This window comes from Bacillus sp. S3 (assembly GCF_005154805.1).
In the GTDB taxonomy this organism is placed as follows: Bacteria; Bacillota; Bacilli; order Bacillales; family Cytobacillaceae; genus Neobacillus.
This window is the reverse complement of record NZ_CP039727.1, coordinates 2,784,724-2,806,437: the sequence shown is the minus strand read 5'-3', so window position 1 is coordinate 2,806,437 and position 21,714 is coordinate 2,784,724. Positions and strand designations below refer to the sequence as shown.

Sequence of the window (21,714 nt, the reverse complement as noted above, 5' to 3'; positions counted from 1 at the left end):
GAGATATTATGAAAAATAAAAAGCTAGTACACCTGACCATTATACTAGTAATCTGCTTTGTAATTGCTATCACCTTCCTAGCGGGCATTCCGCTCCAGCAAACCATTGTATTTGAACCGAATCACTCAAATCAAAAGCTTGCTTTCATTCCAATAAAAGATGAAAAACAATTTAAGATTAAATACACCCATTCGATTCATTTATCAGATGTGATCGAAAGTTATCACATTACACCAAGACAACTGATTCGGCAAGTTGAATTGGAATATGAGGATTTTTCCATTGGTATGCCATCAAATGCTGAGGAGGGAGAAACCTTTGAACAAAAAAGTGGAAAATATTATATCAGAAACATGAAGAGAATTTTTCCTTACTTTTATTTACGAATTGGACAGGTTCGCGCCAACCATCGGGTGATTTATAAAAACACAGAATACCCATTATCACATTCGATTAAACCGGGAACGTCAGTCAAGGTTGAAATACGAAGGCTGACATTGCTTGAGCAATGGAAGGGAGTGAATATTCTTGAGTCATTATGAAGAGGCACTATCTGAAGAAAAACAGCAGGAGCTGATGGAGAAATATGATCCGGAAGCTGGAACTAGGAAATTAAAAGGTATGATGGGATGGATCACCTTTGGAGGACTGTTAGCGTTTTCCTTGTTTCAGCTTTATACGAGTATCTTTGGGGTATTAACAGCACAGCTTCAGCGCTCGATTCATTTAGGATTTGCTCTTGCACTCATTTTTTTACTTTTTCCAGCACGAAGGAAGAATAGGGGAAAAGAACATAAAGTGGCATGGTACGATATGATGCTAGCGGCATTATCAGTCATTATCGGCGCCTATTGGCCCTTGATGATTGATGATTTGGTATTGCGGGCAGGAAATGTAACTAGCTTAGATTTCTATATAGGAATGGCAGCGATTTTGTTGGTTTTAGAAGCGACGCGCCGTGCGGTTGGATTGCCTATAACCATCATCGCCGTTCTCTTTATGGTCTATGCCGTGTTTGGGCCATACATGCCGGGGTTTATTGCCCATCGCGGGCTTGATCTGGAGCGGCTGGTGCAAACGATGTTTTTTACCACTGAAGGGATCCTTGGTACGCCGCTTGCCGTTTCATCCACATTTATCTTTCTATTCTTATTATTTGGTTCCTTTTTAATCAAAACGGGGGTTGGGGAATATTTTAATGATCTTTCGATTGCAATTGCAGGGAGGAGTGTCGGAGGGCCGGCTAAGGTTGCCGTCTTTTCAAGCGCCTTGCAGGGAACAATAAGCGGCAGTTCAGTCGCGAACGTTGTGACCTCCGGCGCGTTTACGATACCGATGATGAAAAATCTTGGCTATAAAAAGGAATTTGCCGGTGCAGTGGAAGCATCGTCTTCGACCGGCGGACAATTAATGCCGCCAGTCATGGGTGCTGCTGCTTTCTTGATGGTAGAGTTCATCGGCGGAGGCATCAGTTATTGGGATATCGCTAAAGCGGCTGCTATTCCCGCGATCCTCTATTTTACCGGCATATGGATCATGACGCATTTTGAGGCCAAGCGAATCGGTCTCCGCGGTTTAACAAAAGAAGAAATGCCAAACCGGAGAGAGGTATTTGGAAATTTATACTTATTAGTACCGATAATCGCCATCATTCTTTTAATGATGTCTGGAATGAGTGTTATACGAGCGGCATTATGGTCGATTGTGATTACGGTGGTGGTTAGTGGGATTCGAAAAGAAACGCGAATTGGCCTAAAAGGAATCATTGAGGCACTTGTTGATGGGGCAAGAACTGCCCTCGGAGTAGCGGCAGCAACTGCAGCTGCGGGGATCATTGTCGGGGTGGTTACGAAAACAGGACTAGGTTTAAAAATGGCAAATGGGCTGCTTGATCTATCAGGGGGAGCACTTCTCCCAACATTATTCTTAACAATGATTGCCTCTCTCATTTTGGGGATGGGTTCGCCTACGACGGCTAATTATGTAATTACCTCAACGATTGCCGCACCTGCAATCATTTTATTAGGTGTCCCTGATTTATCAGCCCATTTGTTCGTGTTCTATTTTGGGATTGTTGCCGATATCACGCCGCCGGTGGCCTTGGCCGCTTTTGCCGCAGCAGCCATTTCGGGCGGGGAGCCTTTCAAAACAGGGGTAGAGTCCTCCAAGCTGGCCATTTCTGCCTTTATCATTCCGTATATGTTTGTCCTGTCACCTGAGTTGTTAATGATTGATACGACATGGACCTATTTGATTTGGGTTGTGTTTACCGCCTTCATTGGGATGATAGCGATTAGTGCAGGAGTAATTGGCTTTTGGATGCGAAAAATGTATTGGATTGAACGGGTGCTTGTCTTTATCTCCGGGTTATGTCTGATTTATCCAGAAAAAATTAGTGATATTATTGGCCTGGTGTCTTTTGGCCTCCTGCTCGCCCTGCAATATATGTTTAAAGGTGGCAGCAAAACAAAAGTTCAGGAAAGCTAGCGTAGTGTCCCTGTTATTGAACAGGGGCTTTTTCTATTAATAAAAAGAATAAATAGAGGAACCGACTAAATTTACTTATTACGTTCAATTTGAATAAGACGTACTATAGTAACTACTCTATTATTTTGCTAAAATATAATAGTCATTAGTTTTTTTAGGATAAATATCATATAATAACATTAAGGTGAATTTTCTGAAAAATGAAGTAATGTTGTCTTCAGGCTAGGAGGTATTGTCAGTGTGGGATTTTGATATGAATATAGATCAAATAGCGAGAATAAAAGTAATCGGTGTTGGCGGCGGTGGGAATAACGCCGTTAACCGCATGATAGAAGGCGGGATTCAAGGAGTCGAATTTATTGCAGTAAATACTGATTCACAGGCTCTTAATCTATCAAAAGCAGAGATTAAAATGCAAATTGGGGCATCATTGACTAGAGGATTAGGAGCAGGTGCGAATCCGGAAGTAGGAAGAAAGGCCGTAGAAGAAAGCAAAAATCAGCTGAAAGAGGTATTAGAAGGGGCAGATATGGTCTTTGTCACAGCCGGAATGGGCGGCGGTACAGGCACAGGGGCTGCACCGGCGATAGCGGAAATTTCTCGTACGCTCGGGGCTTTAACGATAGGTGTTGTCACTCGCCCCTTTGGATTTGAAGGGCGCAAGCGTGCGGTAAATGCAGCAAGCGGCATTGAGGCAATGAGACAAGCGGTGGATACCTTAATTATTGTTCCAAACGATCGTTTATTACAGATTGTTGATAAAAAAACACCGATGGTTGAAGCGTTTAGGGAAGCGGATAACGTCCTTCGTCAAGGTGTACAGGGAATATCGGATTTAATTGCAGTTCCTGGCTTAATCAACCTGGATTTTGCTGACGTGAAAACGATTATGACGAATCAAGGAACAGCGTTAATGGGAATTGGTGTTGCAAAAGGTCCACACCGTGCTGTTGAAGCTGCAAAAAAGGCGATTTCCAGTCCATTACTTGAAACTTCCATTAATGGAGCTCAAGGTGTACTTATGAATATCACTGGCGGCAGTAATCTCAGTTTGTATGAGGTACAAGAGGCAGCTGATATCGTAGCGTCTGCAGCAGACAAGGAATTAAATATGATTTTTGGTTCTATTATCAACGAGAGCTTAAAAGAGGAAATTATGATTACTGTTATTGCTACCGGGTTTGTTGATGATGACAGCCCTTCGCCAAAGGTGTCTGCTCCTGAAGATAAAAAACGGTCTAAACGTGAACAAACCATTGAGGAGGAGCCGGTAAACGAGTATCGACATCAAAGCCAGTACCAGGAAGAACCTCATTGGCATCAGCCAAATGAAGAGCAAAATGATCATCGTATCGATCAGCAGGAGAATGATGATTTACTAGATATCCCGGCATTTTTACGAAATCGAAATAGAAGGTCAAGATAACTGATAAACCCCCAAACCTTTATTGTTTGGGGGTTAGCTTTTTTCTTCAAGCTATTCAAAAAGAGATGCCGCCAGTTGTATGAGTTTTTGTAATTTCTCCAGATCGAACAGGTTATTTTTCACCTGTAAGGATGAAAGGGCGCTTTCAACAAGAAATCTTCTCGGTTTCTTGCTGTTTAATAGTTCATCCTGAATAAATTCTAATAACTCCATGTATTTCAACTTCTCTTCGTTATGGCTAAGCGATTTTTTTAATGACAATATGGTGTGAACAAGGTCATGTTGGAAATGCTTGCTGCTATTCTGACAATGCGGGATCCACTCCTTTAACACCTCGGGGTGAAGTAATTGTTCCCCTTTTTCTGAAACATCCTCAATCATAGTCGCTGTACGTTTCATACTATAGCGGACAATTTTTTCATAATCCCGCGAATTTGACTTATTTGCCATTCCTTGAAATTTAAGATTGTGGAGTAAGATTCCTACAAACATTATGGCACAATCTAACAAATAGTCTTTTTTCGCTTCTGCAAATAGATCAATAAATCGATTGTATATCCACTGAACATTCCTTAACTGGCCATCCCGCATAAATTGCTTAAGCTCTTCATCATTTGATACTAGCACTTCTTCATATAGAAAAAATAATTTATTACTTCTATGCATTTTCAATTGCATGATCACTTGCTTAATAAAGATATCTATATCGGCTGGATCTTCGCCCATCAATAATTCATTCCGATTTTGATCAAGCTTTTTATTTATCATTTTAAATAGAGCGATTAATAATTCATTTTTAGATGAAAAATAGTTATAAAATGTTCCTTTTGAGATTCCGCTGTAATTTAAAATGTCCTGTATAGACGTAGCCTGAAAACCCTTGTCAATAAATAATTGACGGGCCGAATCAACCACATGCTGTTTCCTGTCATTCATTTTGATCACCCTTAATTATTTGGTTGTTTAGACTGCCTGTATAAAAAACCGGTTGTATAAAAATAATAGTACCTTAATTTTTTATAGGTTACAAACCCATTAAATAACAGGATATTTTTTGATTGCAAAATTTGAACTAAAGGTATAAGATATTGTTTATGCGAATTTAGAGGATAAATTTGAACTATATGTCTAAGGGGGAACTTGAATGGATCAATCCATAAAAAAGCACGATCGTCCGCCATATGGGATAATTGCGGTATTAATGATCGGAGCATTTATTTCATTTTTAAATAATACGTTATTAAACATTGCGCTTCCTTCCATAATGAAGGACTTGAACGTTGAAGCTTCCACCGTTCAGTGGCTAACCACAGGCTTTATGCTCGTAAATGGAATTTTAATCCCAGCAAGTGCATTTTTAATTCAAAAGTTTTCGGTCCGGCATATTTTTTTAGCGGCCATGGCTTTATTTACAGCCGGGACAATACTCGCCGGTTTTGCCCATGTCTTTCCGCTTCTGTTAGCAGGGCGGATGCTTCAGGCCTCAGGGTCGGCAATCTTAATGCCGTTGTTAATGAACGTGATGCTCGTAGCCTTCCCAATCGAAAAAAGGGGAGCAGCGATGGGTGTTTTTGGCCTGATTTTAATGTTTGCCCCAGCAATTGGTCCGACATTATCAGGCTGGATTATTGAACATTATGACTGGAGAATGCTTTTTCATTTTATTACACCAATTGCTATCATTGTTTTATTACTTGGTATTTTCTTGCTTAAAGATAAAAAAGAAAAAGTCGATATCCGACTCGACTTTTTATCGCTTCTATTATCAAGTATTGGTTTTGGCGGTATTCTTTATGGTTTTAGTTCTGCTGGAAGTAAGGGATGGGATAGCCCACAAGTATACGGTACAATTGTAGTGGGTGTTGTTTCATTGTTTGTATTTATTTTGCGTCAGTATAAAATAGAACAGCCATTATTAAATTTCAGGGTCTATAAATACCCTATGTTTGCATTGTCATCAGTCATTGCAATGACAGTTAATATGGCTTTGTTTTCTGGTATGCTGCTGCTTCCAATTTATGTGCAGAACCTACGAGGCATCTCACCAATGGATGCAGGATTAATGTTAATGCCTGGGGCCATTTTAATGGCATTTATGTCACCTGTCACAGGGAAATTATTTGATAAAATTGGCGGCCGGATATTGGCGGTTATTGGTTTAGCGATTATTGTGGTGACAACATATGGTTTTAGTAAGTTAACACTTCATACAAGCTATACACATCTAATCATTTTGTACTCAATTCGTGCATTTGGAATGTCTATGGTTATGATGCCAGTTTCGACGAATGGTCTAAATCAATTACCAAGGCAATTCTACCCGCATGGGACAGCCATGAACAATACATTAAATCAGGTTGCTGGTGCGATTGGTACTGCCTTAATGGTCACAATCATGTCAAACCGAGCAGAGTCACAAGGGAAGATACTTGGTGAAGAGGCTATGAAACATTTGACTGGGAAACCGACACCAGCGGCACTTACTGAAATGAAACAACAGATAATGATGCAGGCAACATTAGATGGTATCAATTACTCCTTCCTAATCGCTACCTTTATCTCAATCGTAGCACTAATACTTGCATTCTTTATCAAACGCGTCAAACAAGCAGGGGATGAACTAAAAGGGGGCAGCACCTTAAATGCCGCCAATAAAAAAGTCACAACGAAATTAGCAGAAAACTAATTTGGTGCCTGACACCCTTTGCACCATTAGCCTTATGCTAATAAGCCCATTTCATATTTGGAAGTGGGCTTTTTTCTATTTTTTCTTTTGCAAGAAAGCGTTTTATTTCCGAAAATTCTCAAAATAAATTTTATTGAAAGCGTATGCTATAATGATGATAAAAAAACAACAGCAAGGAGTAATCGCGATGTTGAAAGATTTATTCATGGGCTTATCCCAAAACCAATTTCTTAATAGTGCAGCAAAAAAATATGGCTTAAAAATGGGGGCGCAAAACGTAGTAGCTGGCACGAATATACCAGAAGTCATCAAAAGCATTAAAGAACTAAATGCCCACGGTATCTCTTGTACTGTTGATAATTTGGGAGAATTTGTTTTTAAAGAAGAAGAAGCAACAGCAGCAAAAGAACAAATTCTGAAAGTCATTGAGGCCATTCATGAGAATCAGGTCAATGCCCATATTTCGCTTAAACCAACCCAGGTTGGATTGGATATAGATTATTCCTTCTGTTTGAACAATGTAAGGGAAATTGTCGCTCAAGCAAGCCAATTTGATATGTTTGTCAATATCGATATGGAAGATTTTAAGCACCTTGAACTTACTTTCAATTTATTGGACGACCTATCGGTTGAATTTGAGAATGTAGGGACCGTAATCCAGGCCTATTTCCATAATGCGCTTGAATACGTTGAAAAATATAAAAACTTCCGGATTCGACTTGTAAAGGGAGCCTATAAGGAATCAGAAGAAATCGCTTACCAAGATAAAAAAGACATCGATGCCAATTATATCAAGTTGATCGAATGGCATTTATTAAATGGAAAATTTACTTCTATTGCCACACATGACCATAGAATTATCAATCATGTAAAAGATTTTGTAAAAAGTAATAATATTTCAAAAGACAAATATGAATTCCAAATGCTCTATGGTTTTAGGAAAGAGATGCAGCTAAATTTAGCAAGTGAAGGATATAACTTTTGTACGTATGTTCCTTTTGGTAACGATTGGTACGGGTATTTTATGAGACGACTTGCTGAAAGACCACAGAATTTAAATCTAGTTGCCAAGCAAGTTTTTAATAAAAAAACCAATACAATCATCGGTGTAGCAGCCGGGGCATTTTTAATTGGTAGAATGACCACGTCTAAGGATAAGAAGAAAAAACGGAAATAGTTTATTATTAAAAGGCTGCCCGCCATTTAATTATGCCGGGGAGTCTTTTTTGATTTTCTAGATTTTTAACTTGAGTATATTTTAAAGAACATTTTTTTAACTTTTTCAAAAGAAATAGACAATGGTTCAACTTAAGCAATACACTTGAACTATAGCCCATTAGCGAGCAACTCAAAGTGTTTTATGTGAAATATTGAACAAGCAAATTCAAAAAATCGAATGAAAGGGAGAATGATTGTATGGCAGATTATAATTGGTTAGAAGCAATTAGCGTTAGTGAAGAGATGCTTATGAAAACAGATCAAAGACTTCCTGTTATTTGGATTAGTGCACTTGATTGTACTGGCTGCAAGGAGGCGTTTACTCGGTCTTTTGAACCAAGTACATTGGATACATTGTTGAATTTCATTTCATTGGAATATAGTGAACTGCTTTCCGCTGCCTCTGGGGAGCATGTAGAAGCCCATAAGGAATCTATTTTTGAAAAATATAAAGGGGAATATGTACTAGCAGTTGAAGGAAGTGTTCCCGGCAGTGATGAATTTCTCATGATAGCTGGAAAATCAGTAAGAGAAGAGATTTATCATGCCGCAAAAAATGCAAAGGCGGTTATTGCCGTGGGAAGCTGTTCGGCATGGGGTGGTATCCCAGCTGCTGGTTTAAATCCAACGAATGCTGAGGATGTAATGGCGGTGATTCCTGAGGAAGTGCCCGTTGCGCTTGTTCCGGGCTGCCCGCCGATTCCGGAGGCCATAATAGGAACGCTCTTACATATTCATTTTCATGGGGAACTGCCTGAACTTGACAAAAAGAAGCGGCCTATGGTTTTTTATCAGAAAACAGTCCATATGACATGCCATCGTAAACCCTATTTTGATCAAAAACTATTTGTGGAAAGCTATGATGATGAGGGAACAAGGAAAGGATATTGCTTATTTAAGTTGGGCTGTAAAGGCCCAACAGCATTTAATGCTTGCGAATCAATGGGGTACAACCGCTGTATTGCTGCGGGATTTTCGTGTATTGGATGCTCGGAAAAGGGATTTTGGGACAAAGGAGGATTCTGTGGCACAGTAAAAAGAAAACGGAAATGAAGGAATTGAGCAAAAAAATTGAGGGCGGAACCATTCGGCTTCGCCCCATTGAATATTCCTATGATGCAAATATAAGAACTATCATAATACAAGAAAGGGTGTCAGGCACCATTTGTAACAGCGCTGTAGGAGAAATTGGCGTCGTCCCATTGGTAAAGTCCTTCTTGGAGTTTTATGATGGAATCGAAAGGGCATTGGATGGAGTATTCTTCTTCGTGATGTATTTCATTCATATTATTTTTTTGTGCTTCTATCATTTGCTTTTTTAACCGAAGCATATCTGCTTTAGATGCAACTCGGATGATTTTATCCAGGGTAATCTTCTTTTCACTGATTCCATAACTTTTACAGATGCTTGTTTGGAAACTTTTGTTATATTGGAGCATCATGTGTAGATCATTGATACATGCCACCCCAAAAACCTCTTTAATGACATCCTCGTAGCGCAGCTGTGTGCCAGTTGCAAACTTAATGATATTCTTCTCAGGATTCTCTAAGAAATAAACAGTTTCGATTGAATTTTCCATATATACCACCTTTTCTACATTCATTTCTATCTCAAGTTCATCATTGGGCAGTTTACATATTGTTGGAAACTATAAAAAAGTGGCTATATTACGCCGACTATTATCTTTACGGCTCTCTGCATGCAGTACATCATATCTATTATACCACACTTTAATGCAGAAAAGTGATGAGCACTTGGAATGATGTAGATTTTTGTCGAATTACCTAATATTAAGACAGCAAACAGCCGATTTTTCAGCAGCTGTTTGCTCCGTTTATGTTCAACTTCGGTACATTTTATGTAGCTTCAAAGATTCGCTTTCCGGCCTTCCAAAGCTCATTGAATATCACCGGCAGCAGCGGCAGGGTTAGAACTAACAGCCAATCCCTTAGAGTTAAGTTGTTGATTTCAAAAATTTGATTGAAAAGCGGAATATTCACTAATGCCACTTGAATACAAATTCCCCCTGATATCGAACCCAATAAATATTTATTCGTTAATAGTCCTATGCTGAAAAGTGACTTATGATTGTTCCTTAAGTTTAGACAAACTAAAAAGGATGTTAATGGAAGAATGCTTTCAAACGCCCCCTTTACCATCACGAATAAACGCCCCTCATTTTGATGGACTGTGGCCATCATTTTTCGTTCAGAATCAAAGGGGATTTCGAAGACTCGTTGATAGCTTGTGTCCAAGCCCTGTTTAATAAACCCATGCTGCCTTGCCGCAACAACGAGGGCAATTTCAGTAGGATTTCCCTTTAAATTTGCTGTTTCAATGAAGAAGAAGGGTCAGTCCTCAATTCCGCCAAAATCAAATCAATACTTTTGGAAAACCACATGGTATTTTCACTCTCCAATAAATTGAGATGGAAAACCTAGCTAATTTCATTAAACCATAGATAGGGGGTGTACAACTGATTAACATCTAATAATGTCATAAATTGTTCGAAACTTCACAATATAGTACGCGATTTGCAGTATTCAATGTACTTAACCGATAATTCATTGGCTAATTTACAAATTTGCTGTGTGGGGTCTCCAATTCTCATGAGCAAGTCGAAATTCAGAAGTGACCATCCTGATCATTCTTCAAAGTAAAAAATTCAGACCAAGACAGCCTTCCATGGGGCTGTTTTTTCTATGTTTTTTAAAAGGATTATAAAAGCTTTGGCGGAATTTTAATAAGTTAAAAAATGTTCACAGGATTGATGGCGAAAGTACTATAAAATAGAGGTATGTTAATCATTTCACAAACTTTAAGTGATAAGAAATTACAAAAGGAGAAGTACATATGGGATTCAGTAAACCGGAAAACATTTTGGAATTGACTGTCGAAAATGGCGTAAAAAAAGTAAAATACTCTCTTGTGCAAACAATGATATTAGGTTTTGAAGCAGGCGCATTTATTGCAATAGGTTACTTATTGTTCATCCGCGTTACAGCACCTTTATCACCACATTTAGAGGGGCTAAGCAGTTTAATCGGTGCATCCGTGTTCCCAATCGGTCTTATTCTTACGCTGCTTGCCGGGGGAGAACTGTTGACGGGGAATATGATGGCCGTCCCGCTTGCTTGGATGGCAAGCAAGGTTTCTACTATGCATATACTCGTTAATTGGTTTCTTGTTTCGGTCAGTAACTTTGTCGGTGCCATATTTGTTGCCTACTTTTTCGGTCATCTTGTTGGGCTTACCGAAACTGCCCCATACCTTGGGAAGACCATTAGTATTGCAGAACACAAGCTTGAGGCATCCTTTCTCCAAGCATTTATATCAGGAATTGGCTGTAATTGGCTTGTTTCTGCAGCCGTGTGGCTTTCGTATGGTGCTAATGACATGTTCGGTAAGATTGCCGGTATTTGGTTTCCAACGATGACCTTTGTGGCAATCGGATTTCAGCATGTGGTAGCGAATATGTTTGTCATCCCAGCAGCCATCTTTGCTGGCCATTTTAGTTGGATGGCCTACTTGGATAATTTTGTTCCGGTCTTTTTAGGAAATGCTGTAGGCGGAACGATCTTTATTGCGATGGCATATTGGTATGCCTATAGAAAAAATGAATCTGCCACTACCGTGTCAAAGATGATTAAGTCAATGGAAAAAGTAGGGTAAAAATATTTTTATCAGCAGGGCGGTTGTTCTGCTGTTTTTTATATCGTAAAAAGGCACCGCAACTTTTCTTGAACTGTGTAATCTCTCTGTAATATTGACATGCCGGCAGGAATAAAATGGGTGAATGGAAGTATTCCCAATTTAGCATTTACGGGATTTTCGTCGGACATCAAAGAATACAGGGAAAGAGGAGAAGTTGAGGGAAATGGCTACACGGACATGGGCAATTTCAATTTTTGTTATTGGTAGTTTGCTAGGACTAGCGGGCTGTACAGAAAAGACCTCTAAAGATTCCATTCAACAAGAAAGGGCAATCGAACCGGAAAAAAAGCCAGAACAAAAACCGGCAGTAGAAACTCCAAAGGTTGAAGAGCAAAAGCCAATTATAGTGAATGTCATCGACCCAAATACGAAAAGCATATTAAAAACATTTTTACCTCTAGATTTGGGATTTGGGACAGAACCGGACGTATATAAAAAGGATTTGGAGAAGTGGGCGAAAGATTTAGCGAGAGGCACTGACACAACGACCGGTTATGACCAACGAATGGAACTTGATAAAATCGATGCGAATGGTCAAATTATAAAAGGAAAACCACAAATCATTTTGGATGAAGCCGAATTAGTGGATCGATTAATGACAGCATCCATTAAAGGAGGCGATGTGGAACTGCCGCTTACAGTAACAGAGAGTGGTTATAAACCTGAGGAGGCTGCCCATTTAAATGAAGTGGTGGTTGCTTCCTTTACGACTTACTTCAATAGCAGCGTGGCTGGCCGCTCAAAGAATATTGAGCTTTCAGCACAAGCGATCGATCAAATCATTGTCGGGGCTCAGGATATTTTTTCATTTAATACAACTGTGGGACCGAGTGATGCTGAACATGGGTATCAACCGGCTAAGGAGATCGTTAATAAGCAATTAGTCGATGGAATTGGCGGTGGCATTTGCCAAACATCCTCCACCTTATTTAATGCGGTTGACAAAGTGGGTGTAAGTTATGTAGAGAAGCATCATCATTCCTTATCCGTCGGTTATGTGCCTGCAGGTCGGGATGCCACAGTATCCTATGGCGGTAAAGACTTTCGCTTTCAAAATACAACAGGAGTACCGTTTATTCTAAAGACCATTTATGACAAAGGGAAATTAACGGTTGAGGTGAGAACGTCAGCAGCCTATCAAAGCCTGATCGCAAAGGGGAATTAGCACTGCAAATAAATAGATGCAGCTAGTAATCGACAGTACCGTTATACGAATAGAGGAGGATCCGAGACGTTTCGGATCCTCCTGCTTTTATGATAATTAGCTCATTCCAGACCCTCGATGACAATGGTTTTTGCAGGCAGGAATTCTTCACCTGTTTCAAGGTACTTAACTGATACCCGATCCCCTTCTTTTAGATAGATGGCTAATGGAGCTTTTTCTGACGAAATCAGATAGTTTTTATGATTGTCAAGGAGAAAGGAAACAATTGTGAAATCGCCGGATTTTTCTTTATAGACCCTAAGGACTGTTCCTGATAGTTGCTTTTCTTCCGCTTTGGAGCTGCCGTTCACGGTCCCTTTTCCACGCTGCAAGGCAGTTTTATATTGTTTTAGGGCTTCATTTGGTGTGACACCATATACGGAAATTTCAGGATTTGCTGCCGAGACGATGAAATAATGTTGCAAAAAGCCGTTGGAATCCAAGACTGGTGTCAACCAACTTGCTTCACCGTAAAAGTTGTAAAGAATCGGCATTTGCCCGTGCCATTTCTTTTCGATAAATTTCTTTTCGATAATCTGCAATGCCCCCTGAGAGTCCATGTAGGATTGATCCGGGTTCCCGGTATAATAGGTGGCTTCGCCCGTTCTTGAGTTGGTAAGAGAGTAGCCGAGCATCGAATCGACACCTTCTTTAGGACTCGTAAAATCAGTGAAGTAATACATTACTCCATTTTCATCGAATATAGGACTAACGTTTGCCTCTGTTCCTTCATCTGAAGGGAGCTTGACATCTGATTTTCCAAATTTGCTATTCCAAAATCCATGAACAAAGTTTCCAAAGTAGCTGTTTTGCAGACTGACTACTTCTGGCGATACGGCGCCGTCAATGAATTTAGGAACGTTAGCTAATGGGTATTCTTTCGTTTCGCCGCTTTTTGAATCCACTACTACTATTCCTTTTACATCAAACCCGTTTCGGGCGGAAACAAATTCTCCATATGAACGGATGTAATAAGGTTTTCCGTCCTCATCAATTTCCAATTGAACATCTCCATAAAATATCTTTTTCGGTTCATGCATACGGATATGACGCTCAATATTTTTATTAAAATAGGAAGAAGGGGTGTAAACCATTTCAGACTTGATGAATTTAGGATTTTCCGACGAATCGGTCGCACTTAATGAAAAATAGCCCGGAGTTTGATTCCCGTTCCACCATTTGAAAAACCCAGAGAATTCAACTGGAGCAATGTATACATATTCGCCATTCACTTTTTGGATTTGTAAATTTCCTAGCTCATAGTAGCTTGTATTTGGAACCTGGCCGAAAGCTTTTTTCATTTTGTTTCGAGCAAACTGCGGCGGAACGCTAGCAGGTGTTTCTGTTTCATCAAAGGTCTTGATTTCCACTTTTTGATCCATTTTTGCCAATTCGTATTTTTCATCTGCATTCAATATAAAGGCGGTTAAGAAATAAGCCCCCGCGATCAGACTTAGCAAGAATAGGATTCCTTTGAATTTCCTTTCTACCCCTTTTGAAAATATCGAACCACCGGCGGTAACTAGAATGGCTAATGGCCATAAACTAGAAAAATTCCTATCATTATTACTAAAATAATAGAAAGCAAATACTGCTGGCATCAAAATGATGATCACGGCTAGGATGATACCTGACTTTAGTTGTTTACTTTCTTTTGCATTTAGCTGCTCATTTTTATAGACAGGTAATAGAATAAGAGCAGAAGCAATCCCAATGATCAGCGTAAATAATAATATATTCCCCATAAAAAAATCTCCTTTTATCATGACTTCTCATACTTCATGATAACTATACGGAATACAAAATGGAAAAGTTTCACCATTAATCATTTATTGATAGGATTGTGCTAGTTCGTCAATTAGTGAGCCGACAAAGGCTACTGCTTTACGGATGGGATCTGGTGTGGACATATCGACTCCTGCATGTTTTAACAGTTCAAGCGGTTTCATGGTTCCGCCGGCGCGCAGTACTTCAAGCCAGCGGTCAACGGCGGGCTGGCCCTCTTTCTGAATCATTTGGGCAACGGCTGTGGAAGCGGTTAAGCCGGCAGAGTATGTGTAGGGATATAAGCCCATGTAATAGTGCGGCTGACGCATCCAGGTTAAGCTTGTACCTTCATCAATTTTAACTGTGTCACCCCAGAATTCAGAAAGAACAGAAGCCTTTACTTCCGTTAATGTTGTCGCTGTAAGAGCTCTGCCATCCTCGGCAAGCTTATAGACCCTGCGTTGGTATTCGGCTTCGAGCAGGTGTGTGACAAAGTTGTGATAGTAGGTGCCCAGCAACTGTAGAACGACCCAGCGGCGCATTTGCTTATCTTTATTATTCGCTAGCAGATGCTGGCCTAATAGCATTTCATTCAGCGTTGATGGCGCTTCAATAAAATACAGGGATGGGTTGACATTCATGACCCGCTGGTTTTTATTCGCTAAATAGAAATGTCCGGCATGGCCAAATTCATGTGCCAGTGTGAAACAGCCGCGCATATTATCCTGCCAGGTGATTAGAATGTAAGGATGGGAACCATATGGGCTGGAGCAGAAAGCGCCTGTTGACTTCCCAATGTTATCAGCAATGTCTACCCATCTTTCTTTAAATCCGCGCTCAATAATTTCACTGTACTCCGGCCCCATGACTTTTAACGATTCCAAGATGACTTGACTTGCCTCCTCATAGGTGGTTTTCAGATTGAAATCAGAATCCAATGGTGATTTTAAATCGCAGAAAAGCATTTGATCAAGACCTAAAACTTGTTTCTTTAATTGCGCAAAGCGGCGCATGTGGGGGGCTAATTCTGTGAAAATGGTGTCAATCTGGTTATTGTACATTTCTATCGTAACCTGTTGCGGATCCAGCAGCATATGGGTGGCTGACTCATAATTGCGCAGCCGAGCAAGGGTAACCTGCTTATTAACCTCTGCAGCATACGTTGCGGCTATTGTGTTTTTGTACTGCTTTAGTGTTTTAACGAAAGAGTGGTAGGCCTTTCTGCGAATATCTGTATCTGTCGAAAACTCGTATCGGCTCTCAAATAATGCAAACGACATCGGCAATTCATTGCCCTCTGCATCTTGAAAGGGTGCAAACTCCATATCGGCCAGCTTTGACATTTGATAGATTTGGTAAGGAGCACCCTGAAGTTCGCCGAGAGCAGCCAATGCTTCTTCGGTTTCCGGCGAAAGCTTATGTTTTTTTGATTCGAGAAGCTCTGCTAGATTTTTCATAAAGTCCTTCAGTCCGGGCTCTTCTTTTACGAATTGTTCAATTATACCTTCATCAAGAGCGAGAATCTCGGATTGAATAAATGATAATGCTGCAATACTCTTAGTTCTTAAGGCAGAGATTTTGGAAAAATTCGCCTGATTCAGCGGATCTGTTCCATCTGCGGATCGCTTTAAGCTTGCAAATGTGAAAGCTTTAATGATTCTCATCGAAAGCTGTTCTTCTGCAAGTAAGCAATTTAATAATGCCTTTGCACCAGTATGTAATGCCCTTTTATATTGATTAAATTCCAAGATTTCCTTGTTAATTCCATCTAATTCAACTTCCCATTCTTTTTCAGATGGGAATAAATCGTCGAGGTTCCATGTCAGTTCTACGGGAACCTCTGAGCGGACTAGGCGTTTTTCAACCGTTTTTTTCATAAAATCTCCTCCTCGTATAAAAAACCTTCGTACCACTAAATTTTATCATATTGGATGAAATATGTTATACTTTTCTGAAAAAGGGGGAGTGAATATGGTAGAAAACGGTTTAAATGCCATTCAAGATGAATATCCTGACGATTATGCCTGGTGTTACGGCTGTGGAAGATTAAATGAAGCCGGTCATCATTTCCGCACAAGATGGGAAGGGGAGCATACGGTGACGATTTATTCGCCTGAGCCTGAGCACTTGGCATTGCCGGGCTTTGTCTACGGCGGGCTTGTCGCCTCATTAATTGATTGTCATGGGACAGGTTCCGCGGCGCTCACACTGCATCGGAAAAATGGACATGAACCAGGTGAAGGGGCAGAACCTCCTCGGTTTGTGACAGCTTCATTACATGTAGACTTTTTGAAGCCAACCCCGCATGGTGTGCCAATAAAAGCAGTTGGAACCGTACATGAAATTCATTCGAAGAAATTTAAAGTGGAAACAGAAGTGTTTGCTGACGGCCAACTCTGTGCACGGGGAGAAGTGGTCGCTGTAGTCATGCCAAGTTCATTTTTAAAACAGGAATAAAGACATGCCAAAAACCCTTAATCCTACAGATTAGGGTTTTTTTCAAATTCATCCAATTGTGTAAAGAATCCTTCCACTAACTGTTCAAGCTGTATAAGTTCTTTTTTCCAAAAAGAATATTTATTCATAGAAGAAAGAATGCTTTCAATTAAAAATTTTCGCGGGTTATTTGTGTGCAGTAATTCATCCTGAATAAATTCTACCATTTCAATATATTTTTCCTGTTCGTTTTCAGCAAGTACATTTTTTGAAATTGTTTTTCGTATAGTACCTGATAATTGAAGAAGCTGATTTTTAAACTCGTGACCACTTTTATTCGGACAGCTAGGAAGCCAATCTTCTAATAACTCCGGCTTAAGCAATTGATCCTCGGAATCAGATACCTCTTCCACCATTTTTACCAAACGACTTACACTGTAACGAACCACATGGCTGATATTTTCACCGGATTTATGTGCTCTGCGATTAAATTGAACATTATGCTGCAATATGCCCTGGAACATGATGGCACAATCTAATAAGTAGGGCTTCTTATCTTCTCCGAAAATGTCAATGAACCTGTGATAAAGCCAACGAAGCGCATTTAATCGGCTTTCTTGAATAAATTGCTTAAGATCAGCATCATTTGAAGCCATCACTTCTTCATAAATGGTTATGAGTTTATTTTTTCTATTTGTTATCATTTGCATTTCCAATTGTTTAATAAAAATTTCAATATCTTTAGTGTCCTTACCAACTAATAAATCGTTCCGATCCTGTTCCAGCTTCCGATAAATTGATTTATAAATGCCAATTAATAACTCATTTTTTGATGAAAAATAATTATAAAAAGTCCCTTTCGATATTCCGCTGTAATCTAAAATGTCTTGAATAGACGTAGCCAGGAATCCTTTTTCGACAAATAACCGATGGGCCATTTTAATGACATGCTGTTTCCGATTGTACATATAATCACCTTTAATTCATTTTGTACCCCTTGTATAAAATAATACTACCTTAATCTTAGTCCCTTTACAAACCTATAATTTTCTAGTGATTTTTGGTTGCAAATATTTAACTAACAGTATATTATTATCTAAGTATGAAACCCTGGTATAAAAAAATGGACTACCAGTTTAAAGGGAGGGAATTTAGTGAGTCAAACGATAAATAACACAAAGCGTCCACCGTACGGGATTTTAGCAGTTCTTATGATTGGCGCCTTTATTGCCATGTTAAATAACACATTATTAAATATTGCCTTGCCGTCTATTATGAAGGATTTAAAGGTTGAAGCATCAACCGTTCAGTGGCTGGCGACCGGATTTATGCTAGTGAATGGAATATTAATTCCGGCGACAGCCTTTTTAATACAAAAATATACGGTTAGACGATTATTTCTCGTTTCAATGGGGTTATTTACAATAGGCACGATCATTGCTGGATTTGCTCATGTATTTCCAATTTTGTTAACTGGACGAATGATTCAAGGTGCGGGTTCAGCGATCTTGATGCCGCTTTTGATGAATGTGATGTTAGTCAGCTTTCCAGTGGAAAAAAGAGGAGCAGCGATGGGGGTATTTGGCTTAGTCTTAATGTTTGCCCCTGCCATTGGCCCGACATTATCGGGCTGGTTAATTGAACATTATGATTGGAGAATGCTGTTCCATTTTGTTACACCGATTGCGTTTGCAGTGTTGTTGATCGGCTTTTTCTTATTGAAAGATAAAAAAGATAAGGTTAATATTAAACTGTACCCGTTGTAAAGGACATATTTAAAAAGGTTATGCCACATTTAGAAGATGATTTCTGTATTCAACAGGAGTCATCTTCTTTAAATTCCATTGATATCTAAAATTGTTATAGTAGGTCATATAACTCCTTATTTCTCTTTTAAGTTCCTCTAAGGAATTACATGGTTTTATATATGCTTCATCCTTAAAATGGCCAAAAAACGACTCTTGTGGAGCATTATCCCAACAATTTCCTCTTCTTGACATAGATTGTCCTAGCCCTAATTTTTTTACATGCTTCTGAAAAGTAGGACTAGTATAGTGTACTCCTTGATCTGAGTGAATAAAGGCTCCTTCTGCAAACTTTACTTTTCTATTTTTCTTTAACTTTACCAATGTATCCGTTGCTAAATCCAATGTAAGTCGATCTGACAGGTTATAGGCCAATATTTCATTCGTGGAACTATCCTTAATAGTGGACAAATAAGCTTTTTGGCCCTTCCCATAATATAAATAAGTAATATCAGTGAGTAATACTTTACCTGGGATTTCTTGTTTGAATTCTCGGTTTAGTAAATTCGGTAGTACGGAGTGTTCTTGGGTAGCTTTCAACATCTTCTTATATGGATTAGCTCTTCTAACTTGGCATATAATCTTATATTTCTTCATAATTCTTCGGATTCGTTTAATATTATATTTAATATTAAACTGCCCTTTTAACGTCATCTTAATTTGGCGAGCACCTTTATGACGTCGTTTAAAATGAAATGCCTTTAAAATATTCTCTTTTAAAATTAAGTCCTCTTTTTCACGGCGTTCTCTATTTTCCTGAGATTTCGGAGAAAAATAATTATAATAACCAGAACGAGAAACTTCAGATATTTCGCATAAGAAACTCACCATATGTTTAAGATCATACTTTTCAATTACTTTACGAATTAAAAGGAACTTCTGTTCCGCAGTTACTTTTACTCGTTTCTCTCCAGCCCCCTTTCCATCATTTCTAACTTTTTTAGCAATTCATTTTCAGCCCGCAACAATTGAATTTGAGCTTCTAATTTTGCATTCTTTTCTTCTAAACTAAGCTCTCTTTTAGTCGGTCTCCCAGAATGATCTTTACGTGTATCTCGAAGTCCTAATACTCCCAATTCACTATAAGCTACACGCCATCTATAAGCTGCTCTTTGTACCCTAACGATACCAATAATATCAACATCAAAACCATTCTCCTCAAAAATCTGCCGTGGTAATTTTCCATTTACACTTTCAGATATAAAAATCCTTTTAAATTCATCAGTGTAGGTAATTCCTTTTGTACTTACAGATTTGACAAAAGGATTATTAGAAAGGATCTTTATTTCTTTATCAGTGAAGATTTTTTTTGACATAGGTTTATTCTCCGATTCTCACATTTTTTATTCATTATACATAAAAGTACCCGATAGAACAGACCTTTTTTAAGTGTCTACTCTATCGGGTACAGTTTATATTCATCTTGACTTTTTATCCCTTTTGCTTTCGAGTATTGGGTTTGGCGGAATCCTTTATGGATTTAGTTCGGCTGGTAAGAAAGGCTGGGACAGTCCGGAAGTATATGGGACACTGATTATAGGCGTTTTTTCCCTTGTTGTGTTCATCTTCCGACAGTTAAAGCAAGAAAGGCCGATGCTTAATTTCAAGATTTATAAGTATCCAATGTATGCCTTGTCTTCCGTTATTTCAATGGTTGTTACGATGGCAATGTTTTCCGGAATGCTGTTAATGCCAATCTATGTTCAAACCATCCGCGGAATTTCACCGCTTGATGCCGGTTTAATGATGCTTCCTGGTGCAATTTTAATGGCCATCATGATGCCGATCACCGGGAAATTGTTTGATAAGTTTGGCGGCCGAGTATTAGCCATTATTGGTTTAACGATTACTGCGGTAACAAGCTATTATTTTAGCAAACTTACACTTGAAACAACTTACACACATCTAATTATTTTATACACAATACGGATGGCTGGTATGTCAATGGTCAATATGCCGGTTTCAACGAATGGCCTAAATCAATTACCTGCGCGCTTTTATCCGCATGGTACGGCGATGAATAGTACCATGTCACAGGTTTCCGGCGCGATCGGAACGGCATTGCTTGTTACGGTTATGTCAAACCGCACAGAAACACATGCAGCGGAAATCGGGAAGTCAGCAATGGCTCACTTAACCAAACCGCCAACACCGGAAGTTATAGCCGAAATAAAGCAGCAAGTAATGATGAAAGCGATGTTAGAAGGAATCAATGATGCTTTCCTCGTAACAGTAGGAATTGCAGCAGTTGCATTAATTCTCTCATTCTTTATTAAACGGGCGAAACAAGCTGAAGAACCAAATGATGTAAAGCCTGCTGGTAAAAATGTTGGCGCAGCAATACCAGAAGGTTAATTTTAAAACTGGGGATGACGATTGTAGTCATCTCTTTTTTTGTATCATTTGCTTTTTTATAAAAAAAAACACAATATTAATGGAGGAAGATACATTTAGGAGGGTTTTCATGTTAAAGGATCAACAATTCACAGAAAATGTTAACGGTGCCAGATTTGCAGAAGCTTATATAGAACGCTGTGATAAAGAAACGGAAAATATGATTAAGAATGAAACATCTGCGTTTTTATCTGAACCGCTTGATTACTTGAAAAAGCATAAAAATGAGTTTATCTATTTGGAATCAAAATGGTTTGAGGATGTAAGTGTAGATTCTATTTCAATAGAAGCAGATGATGTTTTTGGCACATATGATGTCATGTTGGGGTTAAAGCTGCAGAAAAAATTTGAAAAAATGATAAAAGATCAACTGAATGCCAGTTTACAAAGTGAAGAAGCGAAATTTGATTTATTATTCAGTCAAGAGGATGGATTATGGAATTTGAATTTTGCCTTAAATTTTGTCGAGGGTTATACGGAGCAATTATCGATAGGGGAAGCGTTCGAGTTAATTTATAGGTTCCTCTTACACTTGGTTGAAGTGGTTAAAGAAAATAAGAAATGATTGATTATGTT

General features: G+C 39.1%; 17 protein-coding genes and 2 pseudogenes. 12 read left to right on the top strand and 7 right to left on the bottom strand.

Annotated features, from left to right (window positions below; all coding sequences use genetic code 11):
- The first annotated feature begins 8 nt into the window (after positions 1-8).
- The 3 genes from FAY30_RS13460 to ftsZ all read left to right on the top strand — a co-directional run bounded on the left by FAY30_RS13460 (position 9) and on the right by ftsZ (position 3,913).
- Entirely contained in the window at positions 9-542 is a 534-nt protein-coding gene (locus FAY30_RS13460; protein ID WP_149870358.1) for a DUF1850 domain-containing protein, read from the top strand.
- 34 nt (positions 543-576) lie between these two features.
- Positions 577-2,487: a TRAP transporter permease gene (locus FAY30_RS13455; RefSeq protein WP_190284935.1), complete on the top strand. Its 1,911-nt coding sequence runs from the start codon at positions 577-579 to the stop codon at positions 2,485-2,487.
- Positions 2,488-2,740: 253 nt separating this feature from the next.
- A complete protein-coding gene (gene ftsZ, locus FAY30_RS13450) occupies positions 2,741-3,913 on the top strand; it encodes a cell division protein FtsZ (protein ID WP_411675494.1) in 1,173 nt (390 codons plus the stop codon).
- A gap of 51 nt (positions 3,914-3,964) precedes the next feature.
- On the opposite strand, the gene FAY30_RS13445 is transcribed toward ftsZ, so the two are convergent.
- Positions 3,965-4,849, bottom strand: a complete 885-nt coding sequence (locus FAY30_RS13445; protein ID WP_149870355.1) for a TetR/AcrR family transcriptional regulator — start codon at positions 4,847-4,849, stop codon at positions 3,965-3,967.
- A 208-nt stretch (positions 4,850-5,057) separates the two neighbouring features.
- Here FAY30_RS13445 and FAY30_RS13440 point away from each other — a divergent pair, with 208 nt between their 5' ends.
- The 3 genes from FAY30_RS13440 (at position 5,058) to FAY30_RS13430 (ending at position 8,870) form a co-directional block, all read left to right on the top strand.
- Positions 5,058-6,599, top strand: coding sequence for a DHA2 family efflux MFS transporter permease subunit (locus FAY30_RS13440; RefSeq protein ID WP_149870354.1), 1,542 nt, complete (start codon positions 5,058-5,060; stop codon positions 6,597-6,599).
- 187 nt (positions 6,600-6,786) lie between these two features.
- Entirely contained in the window at positions 6,787-7,776 is a 990-nt protein-coding gene (locus tag FAY30_RS13435; RefSeq protein ID WP_149872704.1) for a proline dehydrogenase family protein, read from the top strand.
- A gap of 239 nt (positions 7,777-8,015) precedes the next feature.
- The gene (locus FAY30_RS13430) at positions 8,016-8,870 is read left to right on the top strand and encodes a hydrogenase small subunit (protein WP_149870353.1); all 855 of its coding nucleotides are present in this window, start codon (positions 8,016-8,018) and stop codon (positions 8,868-8,870) included.
- 101 nt (positions 8,871-8,971) lie between these two features.
- On the opposite strand, the gene FAY30_RS13425 is transcribed toward FAY30_RS13430, so the two are convergent.
- Both FAY30_RS13425 and FAY30_RS27550 read right to left on the bottom strand, forming a co-directional pair.
- Positions 8,972-9,397, bottom strand: a complete 426-nt coding sequence (locus tag FAY30_RS13425) for a hypothetical protein (protein WP_149870352.1) — start codon at positions 9,395-9,397, stop codon at positions 8,972-8,974.
- A gap of 277 nt (positions 9,398-9,674) precedes the next feature.
- Positions 9,675-10,157 carry a cation transporting ATPase C-terminal domain-containing protein gene (locus FAY30_RS27550; RefSeq protein ID WP_149870351.1) on the bottom strand — a complete coding sequence of 161 codons (483 nt, stop codon included), beginning with the start codon at positions 10,155-10,157 and terminating at the stop codon, positions 9,675-9,677.
- 514 nt (positions 10,158-10,671) lie between these two features.
- Between FAY30_RS27550 and FAY30_RS13415 the strand changes: the two genes are divergently transcribed.
- Together FAY30_RS13415 and FAY30_RS13410 are read left to right on the top strand one after the other, a co-directional pair.
- Positions 10,672-11,490 (top strand): formate/nitrite transporter family protein, encoded by an 819-nt coding sequence (locus tag FAY30_RS13415; protein WP_149870350.1) that lies wholly within the window; start codon positions 10,672-10,674, stop codon positions 11,488-11,490.
- Positions 11,491-11,695: 205 nt separating this feature from the next.
- Positions 11,696-12,697, top strand: coding sequence for a VanW family protein (locus FAY30_RS13410; RefSeq protein WP_149870349.1), 1,002 nt, complete (start codon positions 11,696-11,698; stop codon positions 12,695-12,697).
- Positions 12,698-12,798: 101 nt separating this feature from the next.
- Here FAY30_RS13410 and FAY30_RS13405 read toward each other — a convergent pair whose 3' ends face one another.
- Positions 12,799-14,481, bottom strand: a complete 1,683-nt coding sequence (locus FAY30_RS13405) for a hypothetical protein (protein WP_149870348.1) — start codon at positions 14,479-14,481, stop codon at positions 12,799-12,801.
- A gap of 84 nt (positions 14,482-14,565) precedes the next feature.
- Positions 14,566-16,380, bottom strand: a complete 1,815-nt coding sequence (pepF, locus tag FAY30_RS13400; RefSeq protein ID WP_149870347.1) for an oligoendopeptidase F — start codon at positions 16,378-16,380, stop codon at positions 14,566-14,568.
- Between the two features lie 94 nt (positions 16,381-16,474).
- On the opposite strand from pepF, the gene FAY30_RS13395 reads away from it, so the two are divergent.
- Positions 16,475-16,960, top strand: coding sequence for a PaaI family thioesterase (locus FAY30_RS13395; RefSeq protein WP_149870346.1), 486 nt, complete (start codon positions 16,475-16,477; stop codon positions 16,958-16,960).
- Between the two features lie 23 nt (positions 16,961-16,983).
- Here the strand turns inward: FAY30_RS13395 and FAY30_RS13390 are convergent, their stop codons facing one another.
- Positions 16,984-17,907: a TetR/AcrR family transcriptional regulator gene (locus FAY30_RS13390; RefSeq protein WP_149870345.1), complete on the bottom strand. Its 924-nt coding sequence runs from the start codon at positions 17,905-17,907 to the stop codon at positions 16,984-16,986.
- Between the two features lie 243 nt (positions 17,908-18,150).
- On the opposite strand from FAY30_RS13390, the pseudogene FAY30_RS13385 reads away from it, so the two are divergent.
- Positions 18,151-18,693: pseudogene (locus FAY30_RS13385) on the top strand (MFS transporter); the annotation flags it as partial.
- Between the two features lie 30 nt (positions 18,694-18,723).
- Here FAY30_RS13385 and FAY30_RS13380 read toward each other — a convergent pair.
- Positions 18,724-20,060, bottom strand: a protein-coding gene (locus tag FAY30_RS13380; RefSeq protein ID WP_149870344.1) for an IS3 family transposase whose coding sequence is annotated in 2 segments (ribosomal slippage) — positions 18,724-19,676 and positions 19,676-20,060 — 1,338 coding nt in all. Because the reading frame shifts where the segments join, the coding sequence is not laid out codon by codon here.
- A gap of 94 nt (positions 20,061-20,154) precedes the next feature.
- Here FAY30_RS13380 and FAY30_RS13375 point away from each other — a divergent pair.
- Both FAY30_RS13375 and FAY30_RS13370 read left to right on the top strand, forming a co-directional pair.
- Positions 20,155-21,099, top strand: a pseudogene (locus FAY30_RS13375) (MFS transporter); the annotation flags it as partial.
- A gap of 109 nt (positions 21,100-21,208) precedes the next feature.
- On the top strand, positions 21,209-21,703 hold the full coding sequence (locus tag FAY30_RS13370; RefSeq protein WP_149870343.1) for a branched-chain amino acid aminotransferase: 495 nt from the start codon (positions 21,209-21,211) through the stop codon (positions 21,701-21,703).
- Positions 21,704-21,714 lie beyond the last annotated feature (11 nt).